The sequence below is a fragment of the Paenibacillus sp. FSL L8-0708 genome (genome assembly GCF_038009325.1).
Lineage (GTDB): Bacteria > Bacillota > Bacilli > Paenibacillales > Paenibacillaceae > Paenibacillus_AQ > Paenibacillus_AQ odorifer.
This window is the reverse complement of sequence record NZ_JBBPBC010000001.1, coordinates 6,966,952-6,985,581: the sequence shown is the minus strand read 5'-3', so window position 1 is coordinate 6,985,581 and position 18,630 is coordinate 6,966,952. Positions and strand designations below refer to the sequence as shown.

The following is an 18,630-nucleotide window of genomic DNA, read 5'->3' as shown; positions in this document are numbered from 1 at the left end:
ATGGCATTTTTAAAAGCTAGTGATACAATTTCCGGCCAGGAGGGCCGTGCTTATGCTGTGATTGGTACGCAAACCGAAGAGATGTTCTATGTGAAAACTCTTGAAGCTACAGTAGAAAAAACAAAGGCAGAGGTGAAAACACTGGGCCGCCGGGGTGTTCAGCATAAAGCGACTGGATGGTCGGGCAGCGGTTCGATGACGATTTTTTATATGACTAGTCGTTTCCGCCAGATGATGCTCGATTATATGAATACGGGTGTTGATCAGTACTTCGATATTGAGGTTACGAACGAAGATCCATCGTCCAGCGTGGGGGCACAGCGGATTATTCTAAAAGGGGTGAACCTTGATAGCGTCATCATGGCCTCACTCGATACAGAGTCAGATGCTCTGGAAGAAGAAGTTAGCTTTACCTTTGAAGATGTGCAGATTGTGCAAGCTTTTGGTGCTCCGGCAGGCTCCGGGCTTTAATTAAGCCAACAACTAGATAGATTGGAGCAAGCAAGACCCGAACGTAGAATGAGCGGCGGGTCTCTTCTCTGTCTATTGGCAGCTAGTAGCAGGAGAAGTATCTAAATAAATAATTCTAGGAGGAAGACAATGAGCGAATTAAGTTTATTTTTTGCCCAAAATGTAGCATGTGACACGACCGAGGAGTTTGTAGTATCCCAGCGTTTTAAGGATAAGGAAGGAAATGCGGTAGCCTGGAAGCTGCGCAGTATGACTGAGGATGAGAATCAGGAATGCCGCAAGGCCGCAACCCGCAAAGTCAAAGGTAAAAACGGAGTGTATACCTCCGAAATTGAGCCTAACGATTATATGGCGAAGCTGATGACCTCAAGTGTAGTGCATCCGGATCTGAAAAATGCTGAATTGCAGCGTTCTTATGGCGTACTTGGCGCTGAGACACTGCTGCGTAAAATGCTGCTACCGGGTGAATTCGCGGCGTTGGGTGAGCGGGTGCAGGCCTTAAATGGTTTTGGCACGGACATGAACGAGCTGGTGGATGAAGTAAAAAACTAATCAACGAGGGCGATAGTGAAGCCAATTTTGCTTATTACGCCCTCCATGAGCTGCACATTTTACCCCATGAGCTGATGAAGCTGTCTTCGCGCGAACGCGCCGCAATATATGCGATGATTGCTGTTCGAGTAGAGAAGGAGAAGCGGGATCAGGCACGGAGTAAGGCGAGGAAGAGATAGTTAGGGGGTGAGAGAATGGCAGGTGTACAAAATAATATAGCTGGAATACAGCAAGTCTCTAATCAATGGATCAATGATATAACCAATCAGATTACAACACAGGTTTCGGCAAATATTTCAAATTCCTTCTCAGCAACCTTAAACCGTATCAGTATGAAAATAGTCAATAAACCCGTGTACAACATCACTAATAATTACAGTGCAGCTTATACCAGAATTCAAGCATCTATTGGAGGTGCGGTTCAGGCTCAGGAGAGACTGAATGATGCGGCTGATAGAGGGGCTGGAGGAGCTGAAAAGCAAGCAGGAACCTGGGAGAAGCTTACTGGAGCCTTTGAAAAGGCTAAGGGTATGGTGGAAAAAGTTAAAGGTGTCATGGAGAAGGTGCTTGTGCCAGCTGCTGAGCAGCAAAAGTGGGAAGATCTTTTTAAAGCAAAAACCGGAAATGCTGATGTTGGTGTAGCTATGTTTGATAAATTCAAGAAGAGAGCGCTAGAAACCGGACAGGACGTCAGCAAGTCTATGGAAAGTGTCTTGTCGTTTTATCCTAAAACACAAAATACGGACCAGCTAGATAAGCTAATGGATTATTCCACAAGGCTTAGTATGATGTCTCCAGAAGGTAAGGATATTGGCGATACTTCATCAGCGATTAATTCTGCATTTGATGGAGACTCTAGTGACTTAGCATCGATGCTTCAGGTAGATGAAGAGGAGCTTGGTGGACTCGACCTAGTAGCCAGTACGGGGAACATGGGCGCTTTTTTAAGTACTTTGGGAGATATCATGACAACGGCAGGTATGACGAGTACTTCGCTGCAAACCATGATGGATTCACCCGTAAATCAGTGGCAGACGCTTCTTGGAAACTATAACAATTCCTTAGCTGGTATGGGGCAAGGGGCTCTTGCAGCATTTTCCCCGTTGTTAAGCATTCTTAACGATGCGTTCTCAGAGGGTACCTTTCAGCCTATTATCGATGGGATGGCCATTGGATTGGCTATTATAGCACAAGGTTTTTCACAAGTAGTACAGGGAGCTTTGTTCCTTTGGAGTGTTCTTAGCAGCACGTTGCCTTATGTAGTACCAATTCTTTTGGGAATTGTTGCTGGGATTATAGCTTATAAAATTGCCATGGGTGCAGCTGCAATCGCAACTAATATGTCAGCAATTGCGACTGGGATCGCTACTGCTGCGCAAGGGATTTACAACGCTGTGTTAAATGCTAATCCTATTGCGCTTGTAATTGGACTTGTTATTGCACTTATTGTGGCTTTCCTAGGAATTGTCGCAGCTCTTCAGCCAGTAAGAGATTTTCTTGCCAATATGTTTAGGGCTCTGGGACAGATCGTTGCAGATTTTGTAGGTTATGTGATTGATCTTTGGACCGGGTTTATTAATGGCATCATTGATGCTGCCAATTTTTTATTAGGTGGTATTAATAAAGTAATTGGCGCTGTTGGTAAATTTATTGGTATAGAATCAGAGATTAATCTTCATCTTGAACAGGTTGACAGCAGTCAATTTAAACAGAACGTGGAGATGAGCATTGAAAATACTTTTGATACAGCTGCGAATTTCACGCAAGATTTTGATGTTAATAAATTTAAAGAAAGCCTAAACGTTGGGGGAAACACGAATAACGAGACTACAATCAATCAATGGAATACTACTCATCAAGATGATTCAACGAAACCTCCGAAATCGCCTACCATTCCTGAGGTTCCAGTAGTTCCTGTGACGACGAATCCTGCGTTAAATACGCCTTCCGCTGTAGGTTCTTTTCAAAATGCAGGAGTACCGGGTAATCTGAACACCGTCAACCGTGTGAACGAGCTCGGCTCCATCAACGACACCGTAGACATCTCCAGTGATGATCTGAAAATGCTGCGCGAGCTGGCCGAGATTCAGGCGATCCAGAATTTTGTGGAGCTTACGCCGACGGTGCAGGTGACGACCGGGAATATTAACAATGCCGGAGACATTGATACGATTATCAACAAGATCGGGCAAAAGCTGAACGAGGAGTTTGTCTCTACGGCGCAGGGGGTGTATACGTAACGTGGAAGAGTACGGAATTTTTTTGGGTTTTAATAATCAGGAGGATGCAATCCGGCTGCCAGTCAATCCAGAGACCTTGGAAATCAAGGAGAGTGGAGATGGAAAAAGCTATACCATTATCGATCTGGGTGAGATCAATACGATTGCTTATCCGAAGCTTACGGAGATCACAATTGAAAGTATTTTCCCGGCACAAAGGTATCCGTTCGTATTGGTGCAAGAGGATGGACTGAAAAGGCCTTTTGAATATGTGGAGCTTATTAAGAAATGGATGACGAGTCGTCGGCCCATTCGGTTTGTGTTCTCCGGTGTGAGGTATCCCGATGATACAAAAAAAGATGAAAAGAAGTTAAACAAACCGCAGAAATGGCTAGAGGAATCTTCAATTAGTGAGGATAGATCTTTAGAAATTGATTTTGCTGTGAATATGGCTATGAGCATTGAAGGTTTCACTTGGAAGCTTAGCGCGGGTACGTCAGGGGATATTGAATATTCGTTATCTCTCAAAAAATACGTATTCTATCAGGCGGTAGCTGTGAAGGTTGTCAAAGGTGAAGTGAAGGCGGAGCAGAAGCGGGCCAATGAAAAAGCAAAGCCTACTACCTATACCTTAAAAGCTGGAGACAGTCTATGGAGCATCGCTCAAAAAAACCTAGGAGATGGCTCGAAGTACAAAGTCATTCAGAAGCTTAATGGCATTCCGGATAGTGAGCTGAAAAAGCTGCCCATCGGTAAAGTCATCAAGCTGCCGTAGGAGGGTGTTATGGAACTGCTAGTGAAGAATAAAGAAGGGAATCTATGGGATATTTCTGGCATCGTCTCAGATATTTCTTGGAAAACCGCACGGTCAGGTAAACCGTCAACGCTAGAGTTAACGCTTGTGGATAGCGGAATCTATCAGCTCCCCAAGTTCGGAATCAGCAACGGTGATATTATTCAGTTCAGTAAAGATAATGTAGATGTATTTTACGGATTTGTGTTCAGCATTGATACGGGCTCCGATCAGGAGATTAAGCTGACTGCCTATGATCAGATTCGTTATTTGCTGGGCAATGGTAGTTATGTTTTGCAGGATGTTACGGCTAGTGATGTGATCAAGAAAATAACAACGGACTACGGATTAAAGACAGGTGTGCTGGAGGAGACAGAGTACCGGATTCCTTCTTTAATTGAAGATGACAAAAAGCTGTTGGACATCATTATGGGAGCCATCGGCAGTGAGCTTCAGTATAAGGGGCGGTTGATGGCTTTTTACGATGATTTTGGGAAGCTGACGCTGCGTAAACCGGATTCTATGCTGCTTAACCTGGTGCTCGGAGCGGGTCATTATCTGTACGATTATTCGCTCAAAAAAAGTATTGATGACGATACGTACAACACGATTTTTCTGTACAAAGATAACGAGGCATCGGGCAAACGCGATTTTTATCCGGTTAGTGACAAGGACAATGTGAAACGCTGGGGTATCCTGCACTTGTATCAGAAGGCTGATGACAAAGCGAATGCTGCCCAAATTCAGGAGAAGGCAAACAATTTACTGAAAATGCACAACCGCGAAAAGCTCAGTCTCTCCGTACAGGCGATTGGTGATATGCGTGTAAGAGCAGGCAATTTCATTTATGTCCTATTGGATGAATTCGAGACTCAATTGTTTCTGGTAGACCAATGCAGCCATAAGATTTCTGGAGGGGAGCATACCATGTCCCTCGATATTAAGGTGGTGTAGAAATGATGTTAGATATTATTAAAAAAGCAAGTCTAGGAGCCGTGGGAAGTACAAATCCCGTGGCTTTTTCTTATGGAACGGTAACGGAGGCAGCTCCTTTGCAGATCCAGGTGGATCAGCGGTTTATTTTATCGGGGAATGCGTTAGTGCTGCCTGAATCGGTAATGGAAAGCAAGATCGACATCGAGGGCAAAGAAGTAATACTTCGGCGAGGACTAGCGAGTGGGGACCGCGTATTAATGGTTCGAATGCAGGGCGGACAAAGCTACATTGTTCTGGATCGGCTGGTGAGCCCGATATGATCCCTGCGATTGGAAAAGCTGGACCGATAACGGCCCTGCTTGAGGGGGAGGTCAACCTTGAGCGTGGGGAAAGTCCTAGTCTTACGTACCGGATGGATTGGGAGAGAAGAAGGATTACAAGCCAAACGGATGGACTAGAAGCAGTTCAACAGGCAGCGGCAAAAATTTTGCGAACCGATCGGTTTGAACATCTGATTTACAGTTCTGATTACGGAACAGAGTGGCGGTTGGTGCTTGGTAGGGACCGGCTGCTGGTTAGAGCTGAAATCAGACGTATCGTTAGTGAGGCACTACTTCAGGATGAACGAATCCTTAGTTTAGAGAATATTGTTGTTTCGTTTACCGGAGATAATCTAACTTTTGACTGTAAGGTCGTCACACGTTACGGAAATTTCCAGCTGAGAAAGGAGTGGAATGAGGATGTATGAGGATCAGACGTATGAGGCTCTTTTGGAGCGGATGTTGGACCGGATTCCATCAGGATTGGATAAACGCGAGGGCAGCATCATTTATGACGCGTTGGCTCCAGCAGCCGCTGAGTTGGCACAGATGTATATTGAGCTGGATGTGAATAATAATCTGTATTTTGCAGATACGGCTACCGGAGAGTACTTAGAGCGAAGTATCTCCTGGTCAGGCATTGTAAGGCGTGAAGCTAGCAAGGCGCAGTTGAAAGGGATTTTTTATAAAGCGGATGGAGGATTGTTAGATGTTCCACTCGGCAGCCGCTTCTCACTCGAAATGCTGAATTATACGGCTGTGGAGAAGTTATCTCCTGGAGTGTATCGCTTGGAAAGTGAAACCGCTGGAGAAGAAGGAAATCGATATTTTGGCTCTTTACTGCCAGTGGATTATATCTCAGACCTAGCGCGCGGAGAAATAGCTTCTCTTCTGATCCCTGGGGAGGACATTGAAACGGATGATGCACTACGCCAGCGTTATTTGGATTCAGCCAGACGCCCAGCTACTAGCGGAAATAAATATCACTATATGGAGTGGGCACTACAAGTTCCGGGTGTGGGAGGCGCACGTGTTTTTCCATTATGGAAAGGTCCTAAAACTGTGAAGGTGATTATTGTGGACGCCGAAAAAAAACCAGCATCCGAGCTGTTGGCGGCTCAGGTGCAGCAATACATTGATCCGGTCTCAGGAGCGGGTGAGGGACAAGCACCGGTAGGGGCTGTTGTGACCGTGGCGCCGGCTGCGGGCAAAAACATCAGTATAAGCGCCAAGGTAACCCTTGCTTCTGGCTATGCACTGCAAGCTGTAAACCAAGGCTTTCAGGTGATGCTTGAGAAATATCGCAAGGAGAAGGCTTTTTCAGCAACCTATATCAGTCAGTCTGTCATCGGCGCATTATTGCTTGCTACTGAAGGAGTTGCGGATTACACAGAGCTGAAGTTGAACAGTGGAGCGGGCAATGTGATGTTGAACGAAGAAGAAGTACCGTTGTTCGGCAACGTTCTACTGGAGGTGTAGCATGGGTTATCCAGAGCAAATTGATATTTTTCAAGAAAAACTTAATAAAAAAGCAAACGGTAGCAGCTATGTTATCGAAGAGAGATTACCGCTTGTAAATGGCGTTTACAGTGGTCTTCTAGCGCATGACAATATTAATAATCAGACCATTGCGGTGTACACAGGGTCACAGTATTCCGGGATCGAGCTACGCAATTTCACTGTGTCTTTTCCGGATGAGGCGCCCTGGCGGCGGTTGATTAAGATTTTTGCCGATGTGCCTGAGGTATATGTGACTTACGAAACTCCCGGCGATACGGTTGAAGCAGAGGATATTAACGGTTTGCAGGTGAGTCTTACTGCTGTCCAGACTGAAATAGAGCGTTATAAGAACAAGGGCCAGATTGACGGAGGATCATTTAGAAGAGAGGTGTAAAATGGCACAGACCATACAAATAAAGCGGGGTACAAAGGCTGAGCTAACGAGTTATGGCGTGTTGAAGGCAGGCGAGCTTGGTTTTTGCAGTGATACTAAGGAAGTTTATATTGGTGACGGCACGTCCAATTCCATGGTCGGCAGGGCGCTGTCAGGGCCAGAAGCTTCGCGTCCGGTTGCAGGATCCGTTGGTCGTTTGTATTACGTGACTACGGGTTCGAATAGCGGATATTTATATTTTGATGATGGGGCAGCTTGGCGGCGGGTGAATGCGCAGAAGCTTACCGATCTGACAGGTACAATTGATGATATCGCTGATGGAGCAACCTATGCGAAGGTGCTTAAAGCGGATATTAGTGCGGGACATATCAATAAAGTATCGGATGGCACAAACGTAAAGACTGCCGCTGAGATCAAGACTCACATTGATGATGTGGCCAAGCACCGGACAATCAATGATACAGGGACTACGATTACAGACTTGTGGTCTGCACAAAAGATTAAAAATGAAATTGAGCTGGCTAAGCATAACATCGAACCGCAAGCGTCGGTAAAAGACCAGAACCTGCTGGCTCCACCTGCCAGTCCGGTTGAGGGGGATCGATATATTATTCCAGCAGGGGCAACCGGGGCATGGGCGGGCAAAACGAATCAAATTGTTGAATACCAATCTGCCACTTGGGTATTTTATGTTCCTGCCGTCGGTTGGACCGCTTACGTCGATGATGAGCAGAAGATTTATAGCTGGAACGGCAGCGCATGGGTACGTACCGGTGGTGCACTACAGACCATTACAGCCGGGAGCGGGCTGATTGGTGGTGGTCAAGCCGATGCTGTGACGCTGAACATTGGTGCGGGTATTGGGATCACGGTCACTGCAGACGCGATTGCGGTTACCGCTGGAAAAGGAATCACCGTAGATGCAGCCGGTGTAGCTGTAAGTGTGGATGGAAGCAGTATCGTTTATGATGCTGCGAATGGCAATAGACTTACCGTAGCCAGTATTGATGGCGGAACATTCTAGGGGGCGGGACAATGGCTCTAAAAACATTGATTCAAATACGCCGCGGCTTGGAAAGCGCCATTGGAACGCTGGCTATTGGTGAGCTTGGGTATTGTACAGACAGTGGCAAGCTGTACATTGGTTCTGCCGCTGGTAATGTCTTGCTGGTAGCCGCGCAGAGTACCGGGGATATGCTGAAAAGCATTTACGATACGAATAACAATGGCAAGGTGGATTTTGCGCAACAAGCGGATAGTGTAGCTTGGGCGGGGGTAGCAGGTAAACCAGTGGTATTTCCTCCGGCGGCGCATACACATGATTATTTGCCCAAAGGCCCCCTAACCTGGAATCAACTGAAGGGGGTGTAGAGGATGAGTTACGGCAGCTCTTTATACAGCGAATTGCAATATTCCGCAGATAAAGATTCGAGCCATCCGGGTGAAGTCGAGGCGCCTGATCTAATGCAGTATTTGCCGGACTATTATAAGGATGTCCGCGAAATGGAGAAGCTTCAGGAGACCATCGGGCTAGAAATTGGTGGACTGAAGCTGGGCACTATAGACGTACTGGATCAGGCTTTTGTTGAAACGGCAACGGTGAGCCTTGGACGATGGGAAGCTGAGCTTGGACTAAATATCGATTCATCCAAGTCATATGCCACACGCCGAGAGATGATTAAGGCAAAGCTGCGTGGAAATGGGACGACCACACCTGAGATGATTCAGCGGACGGCGTCAGCTTTTTCAGGTGGAGTGGTTGAAGTAAAGGAAGTGCCTGAGGAGTACCGTTTTGAGATTCATTTTGTGAGTACACTGGGGATTCCTCCAAATATGGCAGGGTTGATTCAAATCATCGAAGAGATTAAACCTGCGCATTTAGCTTATGAATTTGTGTTCAGCTATACCTGGTGGGACTCTGTTAAGGCTTTGACTTGGGAGAGTGCTCACAGTAAAACATGGAACGAATTAAGAACTTATAGATAGGAGAGTGACATATGCAAACCACAGGAAATTTGGGCTTAAAAAAGCCAGAGGGAACAGATATCGTTGATATTGCCGATCTGAACGGGAATATGGACATTTTGGACAATGCCGTTAATGGCAAGGTCGATAAAGTAACAGGCAAACAGCTATCTACGAACGACTACACCGCAGCTGAGAAAACGAAGCTGGCGGGGATTGCGACGGGAGCGAATAATTATGTGCATCCTAATCACACGGGGGATGTTATAAGTACTGGTGACGGGGGGACTGCAATTGCGGCTGGGGTGATTGTAAACGCTGATGTTAATGCTTCAGCCGGAATTGAGGCTTCGAAGATTGGAACGGGAGTGGTCTCTAACGTGGAGTTTGGGTACTTAGATGGGGTTACTAGTGGGATTCAGGGGCAGCTGAATGGTAAGGCGCCGTTGGTTACTACGCCTCAGCAGACGACAGCGGATATTACGTACTACGTACGGACGGACGGGAATGATAATAATACGGGATTGGTGAATACGGCGGGTGGGGCGTTTAGGACGATTGATAAGGCTGTTAGCATGTTGCCTAAAGTTATTAATCATGCTGTTGTTATCAACGTAGCAGCAGGAATGTATACAGAAGAATTACTTCTCGCAGGATTTTCAGGTAGCGGATCAATTTATGTAATAGGAAGCGAAACACTTGCCGGGGCAATAAATTATAAAATTATAAACCTATACGTATATAGGAACAGTATCCGAATGAATGTAAACGGCTTTGAATTTACGGGAGCACCTGCTAATCGCTTTAATTCAAGTGTTCGGATTAATGAAAACCCTGGTTTTTTTGAAGTTGCTTTGTGCAGATGTGTTTTTGTGGATACAACAAAAAATGGTGTAGCTGCAACGGGTAGTCCTTCTGTCGACGTGTATCAATGCGAGATTAGCAATAAACAATTCGCCTGTTTTTCGTCGTACGCATCTCACTTAACTGTGCAGGATTTTTTAGGTAGCGGAAATTCATATCGTTTTAGGGGTTCGGGTGGTGGTTTGATTTCGTACTTTGGTACAACGTCCTCTGGAACAGATGTGTCTGACGCAGGTTCTATCGTTATTTCAACTGTAGGCGTTCTTAACCCATGGGGAGATAATACATGGGGAAGTCGACCTGCTTCGCGTGCTATTACATCTAGTTCTGTTCAACAATCTTTATCGGCAGGTGTTTGGGCGAAAATTGATTTTACTCAAGAAGTATTTGATAACTTGAATAATTACAATTCCATTACTAGCAGGTTTACAGCTCCTCAAAACGGTATCTATCAAATTAACGCGTCAGTTGTTTTCCTTAATCCCATAGGGAACGGTGCGTGCGAATTGAACTTATTTCAAAATGGTGTTAATATCCGTAGATTTGATTATAAAATTGCTACAGCCTTAAGCAGTCTTAGTGTACAAGGATCAGCTGCCATCCTGATGGCGGCGGGAGATTACATTGAAATATTTGCTAGAGGTACTGGCGCAAGTAATTTATCCCTAGGGTACGATAATAACTTTGAGGTTGTAAAAATAGCATGAGGGGGCTTAAAAAATGAATATAGCACTAGCAATTATGTACATCTATCCAAATGCCGATCCAATGAAAGATTTTGTCGTGCAGGACAACGGACCTGAGCCAGTAATACGCGAAGGAGCAGAAGAAAAAGGACGTGTCCGCTACGAGATAAAACCACCAGAGATCGGAGAGGAACCGGTAGAAGGAATACACTATCGTTATATAGTGGACTATAACCTACTGGTTGAAGGCAAAGACTACGACATTATTGAACGCGGTCCATACATTGCGGCCTGGAACCTAGCTGCCCCGCAACCAACGGAAGCGGAACTCGAAGCCGCGTGGGAAGCGTATCTAGAAGCAGAAGCTAACAAGATGCCAGAGTTAAGTGAGGTTGAGCAACTCCGTGCTGAAAATATTGCTTTGCAGGATCGGCTTCAAGATGTCGAAGTTATTATGGCTGAATTACTCAGCATATAAACCCAAAAGGAGGTGAGTTGTAATCATGACAATGAATTCATTAACAGCCGCCAAAATTCGGTTGATGGCTAATGCCTGCATCACTCGTTTTGATCGTGAGGAGGGTCCGATAGAGAATATCATTTCTTCCTATAACATGCAGCCGGATAATGAGATTTTGGTTAAGGATCAGATTATCGAGAAACGATCAGATATTCATTTTGCTGAAAACGATTCGACTGAGCAAGCTTCATCAGCCAAATAATTAGCACGCATCCACACAGGAGCGTGTTTTTTTGTGCCCTCGGTGGTGCCGGGGGCTATTACGCATCAACATCATTACAGAAAGGAGCGGACGAATGGGCGAAGGGGATATTGCGCAATTGGAGAAGCTGCTGCCGCTGGCAGATAAGTATGGGCTGGCTTATATCGTTGCTTTCATTTTGATGATCGTGCTGATGGTGTTATTGCGTGCGATTGTCAAAGGGAACCTTGTACCGCGAGAAATGCTGGATCGGGCAGAGGAGGATCGGGATCGTCTGCAAGCGATTTTGGATAAGGAGCGCTCGGAGTTTATGCAGCCCACACTGGACGTCTTAAAGAAACTGAAGATTGACCATACGGAAGACAGGGGGAGTTAGGAATGCTGTCACAATGGATTCGGCGGCTGCTTCTCCCCCGGCATGTTGATAAAGAGATGGAGCTCCGCAGAGCCTCTACCAGCGTTACGCTGACCATAAGTCATTATAAAAATGTCTCGCAGGAAATTCAGGAGGAGATTGATCGTAACCGGTTCGCCAAATATTTAGTTTATGATCGAGGGGATCATGATGCACATGATTGATTTTTTATTATTGGTGCTATATGGCACTACTACGGCCTGCGGATTATACATTATTCATCGCCACAGGCAATATTTTTACGAAAGATTCCAAAAAGGTGTGGTCAGCGTGTTTATGCTGGCTATGCTTTTTTTCTTATTGGCTTATACATTCAATATGCTTATCGTTCTACTATTCCGTTTGGCAGAATTACTAGGAGTGGACATGGCAACAGGGCTGACTTGGCTTCATTATAGCTGGGCTATTGCCCAATTCGGTACAACTGGTGGAATTATCATATTAGCGATACTGACACGTTCCGGGAAATACGACCAATTTATTTATCTGAAAAAGATAGACAGAAAAGAGGAACATCATGCTGACATTAACTCAGGTGAAAAATAAATCAGCCCAACGCCTAACAGGCCTTCATCCCGTAGTCCGTTCCGCTGCTACTGCTCTAATCGAACGTTGCTACAAACTCAACATCCCCATTCTCATTACGCAGGGACTGCGCACGATAGCTGAACAGGATGCTTTATATGCACAAGGCCGCACCAAGCCCGGAGCAATTGTTACCAATGCACGTGGCGGATATAGCTATCACAATTTTGGACTGGCCGTAGATTTTGCTCTTTTGCTGCCGAATGGATCTAGTGTGTCTTGGGATATGTGCCGGGACGGCAATAACAACCAGATCGCAGATTGGCAGGAGGTTGTGAAGGAGGCAAAAGGGCTGGGCTTCGAGTGGGGAGGCGACTGGACAAGCTTCAAGGATTACCCCCATTTTCAAATGGCGTTTGGGTTAACACTCACACAGTTACGAGCAGGGACAAAACCCTCAACATCTGCGGTGGAGTCAGCGTATAAGGTCATCCATCGGAAGGAGGAGGAAGAATTGAAGAGTGATGTTATTGCTGTCGTAAAGGTTAACGGGGTTAAGGTTGCAGATGGAGTGCTTGAAAAAGGCATCACCTACGTTCCTGTACGTGTTATTGCAGAAGCGCTGGGTGCTCAGGTAGGTTATGATTCTGCGACTCGAACGGTTGAGATTACAAGTACCCACTAAGGAGGGGAAATGATGGAAACTGGAACAATTTTAGATAATGTTGTGGCATTCGCCTCTATATTAGCAGTATTCGTACTGGCACTGGTTCAGTTGGTCAAAAATAGTATCAACATCCCGCGTAATGCAGTCCCGATTATCGGACTATTGATAGGTTTGTTCATCGGCGTAGTAGCGTATCCTTTTACCGAACTAGATTTAGTGCTTCGCCTTTGGGCTGGGGGCCTTGCAGGTTTATCTGCGACGGGGTTGTTTGAGCTAGCTTTTAAGGATCGCCCGGGCACGACGAAAGGGTAAGCGGATAATAGGTACGAATTATAAAAAGGGCTGTTCCAAAAAGTCTGAAAAAGACCTAAGGAAGAGCCCCATTGTTTTTCTCATGATATTACATAAATAAGTTTCAGAACGAAAGCGTGCTGCCGGGTTGTAAAGAATATAGTCCTGTGAAACCTTCTCCTTTTAATATAGAAGCTACTTGGTCGATATGTGGTTTGGGAGCATGGACGAGCACTGTCCGGTGGCTGGGAATCGTTTGGAGCATTTTGCGAATGTCCGGCAAGCCTTGATGGACTTTATAGCGGATAAGTGAGATTGTACAGCGTATGCTGCTAGATTCTCCGATCATAGCTTGCTTAAGAAGACGATGTCCAAAGCTTCCCGCCGCTAAATGTCCCGTAAAAATCACATGGTTGTCAGGAGAAACAGAGAGCTGGTGAAAGTATTCTTGTGCTTTTGCTGACTGCATCATCCCGTCATTGGTGAATACGATAGCTCCCTTAAGATTCAGCATTGCCTTCGCGCGTTCGTCCGAATTAGATACAACACACAAGTTTTTTCTGTTAAAAAGGGCATTTACGCGCTGAATAGCGTCCTCTTTCAGCCATTCCACCTTGTCGCTTAATGCTCGTAAAGGAGCGACGAGTGCTTCTTCAACGATCAATTGATGATCTGGAAAACATTCATTTGCCCATACGACCAATTCCTGGCTTCTGCCATGGATAGGCACAGGAAGGAGGACGGAACCCCCTTTTTGCAAGGTGTTGTGGATGGCTATCTCTAATTGCTGTAATTTTACAAGCTGCTCATCAGGATCTGCCCCATATGCGGCATCGATAATGGACAGATCAGCTACATTTTTAGCTTCGGCTTCCATAATTGCTGGGGTGTCTGCCGTGAGCAGCTGCGATTCCTCCGAATAATCCCCCGAGAAAAATACAGTTTTGTCCTCCCATTCTAAGCCCAGCCAAACCGAACCTGCTAAATGCCCGCTACGTCCCCATTGAACTCGAAGGTTAGGCGCAAGCGTCAGCCAAGTTTGAGGGGAGACATGCTCCTCTAAATACATGAATTGAATAGCTTCTTTATCCGTTTCCTCATAGGGGAGCGGGGCGGACTGAGCCGCCACATATTTATCCCAGGCCTCGAAATAATCAGGAAGCTGTAATGAGGTAGATCTAGTTGTCCAAACCTTACCTCTGTATCCGTGTTTATAAAGTAAGGGCAGCGCTATGGAATGATCCTCATGAGCATGAGACAGAAATACTGCCTGCAAATGTGGAATAATATCCTTATCAAGTAGGGGGTATTCACCGGGGCCTTCTTTTTTTACGCCACAATCGAGCAGGATGCCATTTCGTGAATCCTTGCCCTGCAAAAGATAGGAGGAACGGCCATGCTCTCCGGCCCCTCCCCAAATCGTTAGTGTGCTCATTGTTGTCTCCGCTTTCTATCTGGGCTTAAATATTCTAAGACTAATAGTAGTATGGTGGTGATACCTACTGAAATTACAGCCATGGCCATCCCCATCGCTACCGCACCTTGTTCAAACTGGGCGAAAATATAGGTTGCCGAGGTCTGCATTGAAGGCGGAAGAATGAGTAATGAGGCTACCAGTTCCCGATTGGAAATGGTGAAGGTCATCATCCAGCCAGCCACCATCCCCGGAAGGATGAGAGGAAGCAGGATACGGCGGAACACATACAGCTTACTTCCTCCGAATACTTGTCCCGCTTGCATCAGAGAGGAATCGATCTGCCCATAGCTTGCTTTTACATACTGAACAGTATAAGGAAGGAAAAGTACGACATAAGTCAGTACAACCATCCAGTAGGTATTATAGAGCGGGATAGGCATCCAGCGGGCATTCCACAGCAGAATTAGCCCTACTACAATTACAATTCCAGGGACTGTATTTGGAAGCAAGCTGAATAAATCTGTAATTTTCTGCTTGAATGTAGCCCCTTTTCCTACCGTCAAGGCAAACCAAGTCCCAAGAATAACAGCGATACTGGAAGCAACGATAGCTAATGTAAAGCTATTTAATAAGGCCTCTAGTCCTTGCGAACCTGGGGATAACAGCTCTGCATAATGTTTTAAGGTTAGATTGCTCCAGGATACACCTTCTCCCCGAAGTTTCAATAATGAGGCTGTTATGATAGAGAAATAAGGAATGCCGATGGATGCCAGAAGCAATAGAAGAACATAACCCCAGCTAAGAAACCCTACGATGCCTGTACTCTTATAACGTTTAGTTCGAGTTCCTTTTCCACCGATCAGACGGTAAGAGTAGCGGCTGCTAATTATAGTTTGGATGTACCACATGACAAGACAAACTCCGAGCAGCAAGGAGGCTAGTGAAGTAGCCTTACCAAAATCAATCGGCCAACTGGAGATATATTTATGGATCTCAGAGGTCAGCACGTAAAAGCCGATCCTGCGGCCAAAGGTCGCAGGGGTACCGAATTCAGCAATTGTTTTGACGAAGATGAGCAGTGCTCCAAGCCCATAGCTAGAGAGCAGTAAAGGAATAATCACTCTTTTAAATCTGTAAAAGAAGGGGGCGCCGTGAACCGAGGCTGCTTCCTCCAGATTGCCCCCGATCTGCAAAAGCGCATTGCGCAGCAGCAAATACAAGAAAGGGAACAGATGAAGGCTCATGATCAGCACCATACCCCCATAGCTAAAGAAATATGGTGTCAACACGGAGGAGGAGGGCAGAAACTGCTCCATATACCCACCCGTCTGCATAAACAACATCCAGCCCATAGAACCAATGTAAGGCGGCGTCATAAATGGAATTAACAGCACGACATCCAGCCAGTTGTGGCGCCCTAAGTCGGTTTTTGCCATAATCCAGGCTAAAGGTAGCGCAAACAACGTAGTTAGCAGAATAACGCTTACCCCAAGCCCGATAGAATTCAGCAGCACCTCTACTAGGTCATTGCTCGCCATAATGGTTCGTAGTGGTGCGGCTATGTCGAGATGCCCCTCTGGATAAATACTGGTCCAGAAAATGAGCAGGAGTGGCAGCAGCACGAGCACGGTTAGTATAAATAAAGCCAGTCCACCGCTCACCCATTTAAATGAGCGCAAAGAGTTAGTATTCATTACGCTTATTTAAAAATTTGTGTGAAGGTCGAGGAAACTTCATCGCCGTGCTCATTCATCCATTCCCAATTCACATCAAATGTTTTGATTTCTTCAAGATTGGCACGATTTTCTGCCTTCACGTCAGTTCTGGCTGGCAGCAAATAGGCTTTGGCAACAAGGGCTTGCGCTTCATCGGAGAGCAGGTAGTCGATAAAAGCCTTAGCGTTATCTACATTTGGGCTTGTCTTAATGATCGCAGCCGGACGAGGGCTGATTACAGTTCCTTCAGCAGGGTAGATGATATCCACAGGTTCTCCGTCAGCTTTTGCTTTATAAGCCATGTAATCTACGCCAGCAGCAACTACGGATTTAGCACCGGTAATCACCGGATCAAGTGCCTCTTGATTGGCGCCTGCCATAGCTACTTCATTGCTTTTATATTGTTTGAAAAGATCCCAGCCACTGTCCCCCTTAGCACTTAAATACCCAGTCATGAAATCAAGAGCCGAGCCGGAAAGTGAAGGATCAGGGATATTGACTGCACCCTTCCATTCCGCTTTGCTGAGGTCATCCCAGGAGGTCGGCGGTGAGCTTACTTTTTTGGTATTGTAGACAATACCGAGTGCGGATGCACTGTAACTGAAATAGTTACCTTCATCTATATCTGACCAATCGCTAACCAGCTTGTCTGCATTAATCGCTTCTTTATATGGAAGTAATAATCCGTCGTTTTTCATTCCTTGCATGGACGGAAGAGAGGCGAGGACAACAACATCAACGACCGGATTGGATTTTTCTGCTTCCATGCGGGCAAGTATTTTTCCTGTAGTGCCTTGGAACATTTCAACTTTAACGCCAGTTTTGGCTTCAAAGCCGTCTTTGATTTTATTAGCTAAACCTTCAGGGCCTGCACTGTAAACGACAAGATTGCCGCTTAGTGTCTTTTCTGTTGGTTGTGGGGCTTCAGTTTGCGTCGCCGCCGCAGTATCGGTTTGGTTGTTGCTTGCGTTAGCCGCAGGGGTGTTCGAGGAGCCGCAGCCCACTAGCGTAATACCAAGTACAGTTGTTAGAAGAAGTGAACTTAACCCTTTTGTCTTTTTCATTTGATTCAATGTAATTGCCTCCCTAATATTGTTGTGTGCATCTTGCTGCATGGAACAGCATCATATAGAGCCATTCCATGCAGTGGACGCTTAATTCAGATGATGGATTTGGTGCTCTGAAGCGTACAGCTGAATCTTTTCCCCTACAGGTAGGCGCCGATCATGATAAGCGGTCCAAGTCCCATTGTGCTCCATGTTCAGAATGATCTCATAGCGATCCCCCATATAACTCACATGCTGAATAGTCCCTGTAAAAGGAAGAGAGGAAGCATTCTCCTGAGACCAGCGTAAATGTTCTGGACGCAGCATCTGTTTATCCGGAACGATCCAGTTGGATTTTCCAATAAAGTGGGCTACAAAAGGATGACTCGGTTTACGATAAATGTCCTCAGGAGATCCACTCTGTAAAATAGTACCACCTTGCATTACAACTACTTCATCTGACATAGACATCGCTTCGGTTTGATCATGCGTCACATACAGGGCTGTAATGCCCATGTTTTTTACTAAGGAGATTAACTCCAGCCTCATTTCATCTCGCAAGACCGCATCCAGCGCACTTAAGGGCTCATCGAATAATACAAGCTGAGGGCGCATGACTACGGCTCTGGCAAAAGCAACCCGCTGCTGTTGTCCACCAGACAACTGATGTGGAAAACGCAGCTCCAGCCCCTCCAGCTTGACCGATCGAAGCGCCTCCTGCACCCGAACCCGTAAATTCTTTTTTTGTTTGGAAGCTCGAAGGCCGAAGGCTACATTCTCGAACACAGTCAGATGCGGCCAGAGGGCGAAATCTTGAAAAACCATGCCAAAGTTACGGCGATGAATGGGGTGGCTAATTCTTTTGTTGCCTGAAAAAATAAACTCATCATCGATCAGAATTTCTCCTGCATCCGGTGTTTCCAGCCCAGCAATCAGACGGAGTAGTGTCGTCTTTCCACAACCTGAAGGACCGAGTAATGTCGTAAAGCTTCCAGCGGGAATCTTCAGATCTGCAGCCTTCAAGGCATGCACATCTCCGAATTTCTTTTCCAATCTGTGGATTGTAATTTCCTTCATTCTATCTACCTGCCTGTTCTTAAGCTTGTTCTTAGTGTAAAGGTAAAGAATTCCC

General features: G+C 45.9%; 24 protein-coding genes. 20 read left to right on the top strand and 4 right to left on the bottom strand.

Going from position 1 to position 18,630, the window contains the following annotated elements:
* The 20 genes from NYE58_RS32775 (at position 1) to NYE58_RS32680 (ending at position 13,341) form a co-directional block, all read left to right on the top strand.
* Positions 1-471 carry a phage tail tube protein gene (locus NYE58_RS32775; protein WP_036681245.1) on the top strand — a complete coding sequence of 157 codons (471 nt, stop codon included), beginning with the start codon at positions 1-3 and terminating at the stop codon, positions 469-471.
* A gap of 129 nt (positions 472-600) precedes the next feature.
* Positions 601-1,023 (top strand): phage tail assembly chaperone, encoded by a 423-nt coding sequence (locus NYE58_RS32770; RefSeq protein ID WP_076129761.1) that lies wholly within the window; start codon positions 601-603, stop codon positions 1,021-1,023.
* A gap of 194 nt (positions 1,024-1,217) precedes the next feature.
* On the top strand, positions 1,218-3,263 hold the full coding sequence (locus NYE58_RS32765; RefSeq protein ID WP_076220431.1) for a hypothetical protein: 2,046 nt from the start codon (positions 1,218-1,220) through the stop codon (positions 3,261-3,263).
* A 1-nt stretch (position 3,264) separates the two neighbouring features.
* Positions 3,265-4,017 (top strand): LysM peptidoglycan-binding domain-containing protein, encoded by a 753-nt coding sequence (locus tag NYE58_RS32760; RefSeq protein WP_076099865.1) that lies wholly within the window; start codon positions 3,265-3,267, stop codon positions 4,015-4,017.
* A gap of 9 nt (positions 4,018-4,026) precedes the next feature.
* On the top strand, positions 4,027-4,989 hold the full coding sequence (locus NYE58_RS32755; protein WP_076099867.1) for an XkdQ/YqbQ family protein: 963 nt from the start codon (positions 4,027-4,029) through the stop codon (positions 4,987-4,989).
* Between the two features lie 5 nt (positions 4,990-4,994).
* Positions 4,995-5,291, top strand: a complete 297-nt coding sequence (locus NYE58_RS32750) for a DUF2577 domain-containing protein (protein WP_076099903.1) — start codon at positions 4,995-4,997, stop codon at positions 5,289-5,291.
* A complete protein-coding gene (locus tag NYE58_RS32745) occupies positions 5,288-5,719 on the top strand; it encodes a DUF2634 domain-containing protein (RefSeq protein ID WP_341004016.1) in 432 nt (143 codons plus the stop codon). Before NYE58_RS32750 ends, NYE58_RS32745 begins: the two co-directional genes overlap by 4 nt.
* Positions 5,712-6,770 carry a baseplate J/gp47 family protein gene (locus NYE58_RS32740; protein ID WP_036681258.1) on the top strand — a complete coding sequence of 353 codons (1,059 nt, stop codon included), beginning with the start codon at positions 5,712-5,714 and terminating at the stop codon, positions 6,768-6,770. The genes NYE58_RS32745 and NYE58_RS32740 overlap by 8 nt, the downstream gene beginning before the upstream one ends.
* Before the next feature lies 1 nt (position 6,771).
* Entirely contained in the window at positions 6,772-7,185 is a 414-nt protein-coding gene (locus tag NYE58_RS32735; RefSeq protein ID WP_036681259.1) for a hypothetical protein, read from the top strand.
* Between the two features lies 1 nt (position 7,186).
* The gene (locus NYE58_RS32730; protein WP_341004015.1) at positions 7,187-8,209 is read left to right on the top strand and encodes a DUF2793 domain-containing protein; all 1,023 of its coding nucleotides are present in this window, start codon (positions 7,187-7,189) and stop codon (positions 8,207-8,209) included.
* Positions 8,210-8,220: 11 nt separating this feature from the next.
* Positions 8,221-8,556 carry a hyaluronate lyase N-terminal domain-containing protein gene (locus NYE58_RS32725; RefSeq protein ID WP_076129768.1) on the top strand — a complete coding sequence of 112 codons (336 nt, stop codon included), beginning with the start codon at positions 8,221-8,223 and terminating at the stop codon, positions 8,554-8,556.
* A 3-nt stretch (positions 8,557-8,559) separates the two neighbouring features.
* The gene (locus NYE58_RS32720; protein WP_076186581.1) at positions 8,560-9,171 is read left to right on the top strand and encodes a putative phage tail protein; all 612 of its coding nucleotides are present in this window, start codon (positions 8,560-8,562) and stop codon (positions 9,169-9,171) included.
* A gap of 11 nt (positions 9,172-9,182) precedes the next feature.
* On the top strand, positions 9,183-10,721 hold the full coding sequence (locus NYE58_RS32715) for a hypothetical protein (protein WP_341004012.1): 1,539 nt from the start codon (positions 9,183-9,185) through the stop codon (positions 10,719-10,721).
* Positions 10,722-10,734: 13 nt separating this feature from the next.
* Complete coding sequence (locus NYE58_RS32710; RefSeq protein WP_076220973.1) at positions 10,735-11,178, top strand: XkdW family protein; 444 nt, start codon at positions 10,735-10,737, stop codon at positions 11,176-11,178.
* Positions 11,179-11,203: 25 nt separating this feature from the next.
* Positions 11,204-11,422: a hypothetical protein gene (locus tag NYE58_RS32705; protein WP_341004011.1), complete on the top strand. Its 219-nt coding sequence runs from the start codon at positions 11,204-11,206 to the stop codon at positions 11,420-11,422.
* Positions 11,423-11,516: 94 nt separating this feature from the next.
* The gene (locus tag NYE58_RS32700) at positions 11,517-11,798 is read left to right on the top strand and encodes a hypothetical protein (protein ID WP_036681272.1); all 282 of its coding nucleotides are present in this window, start codon (positions 11,517-11,519) and stop codon (positions 11,796-11,798) included.
* A gap of 2 nt (positions 11,799-11,800) precedes the next feature.
* Positions 11,801-12,001 carry a hypothetical protein gene (locus tag NYE58_RS32695; RefSeq protein ID WP_036681274.1) on the top strand — a complete coding sequence of 67 codons (201 nt, stop codon included), beginning with the start codon at positions 11,801-11,803 and terminating at the stop codon, positions 11,999-12,001.
* Positions 11,970-12,383: a hypothetical protein gene (locus tag NYE58_RS32690; RefSeq protein ID WP_341004010.1), complete on the top strand. Its 414-nt coding sequence runs from the start codon at positions 11,970-11,972 to the stop codon at positions 12,381-12,383. The genes NYE58_RS32695 and NYE58_RS32690 overlap by 32 nt, the downstream gene beginning before the upstream one ends.
* Positions 12,355-13,047, top strand: coding sequence for a M15 family metallopeptidase (locus NYE58_RS32685; RefSeq protein WP_341004009.1), 693 nt, complete (start codon positions 12,355-12,357; stop codon positions 13,045-13,047). Before NYE58_RS32690 ends, NYE58_RS32685 begins: the two co-directional genes overlap by 29 nt.
* 12 nt (positions 13,048-13,059) lie before the next feature.
* The gene (locus NYE58_RS32680; RefSeq protein WP_076280160.1) at positions 13,060-13,341 is read left to right on the top strand and encodes a holin; all 282 of its coding nucleotides are present in this window, start codon (positions 13,060-13,062) and stop codon (positions 13,339-13,341) included.
* 103 nt (positions 13,342-13,444) lie between these two features.
* On the opposite strand, the gene NYE58_RS32675 is transcribed toward NYE58_RS32680, so the two are convergent.
* The 4 genes from NYE58_RS32675 to NYE58_RS32660 form a co-directional block, all read right to left on the bottom strand.
* Positions 13,445-14,755 carry an MBL fold metallo-hydrolase gene (locus tag NYE58_RS32675; protein ID WP_341004008.1) on the bottom strand — a complete coding sequence of 437 codons (1,311 nt, stop codon included), beginning with the start codon at positions 14,753-14,755 and terminating at the stop codon, positions 13,445-13,447.
* Positions 14,752-16,431, bottom strand: a complete 1,680-nt coding sequence (locus NYE58_RS32670) for an ABC transporter permease (protein WP_076274762.1) — start codon at positions 16,429-16,431, stop codon at positions 14,752-14,754. Before NYE58_RS32670 ends, NYE58_RS32675 begins: the two co-directional genes overlap by 4 nt.
* Before the next feature lie 5 nt (positions 16,432-16,436).
* Entirely contained in the window at positions 16,437-17,516 is a 1,080-nt protein-coding gene (locus NYE58_RS32665) for an ABC transporter substrate-binding protein (protein ID WP_341004330.1), read from the bottom strand.
* Between the two features lie 90 nt (positions 17,517-17,606).
* Positions 17,607-18,575, bottom strand: coding sequence for an ABC transporter ATP-binding protein (locus NYE58_RS32660; protein ID WP_341004006.1), 969 nt, complete (start codon positions 18,573-18,575; stop codon positions 17,607-17,609).
* Positions 18,576-18,630 lie beyond the last annotated feature (55 nt).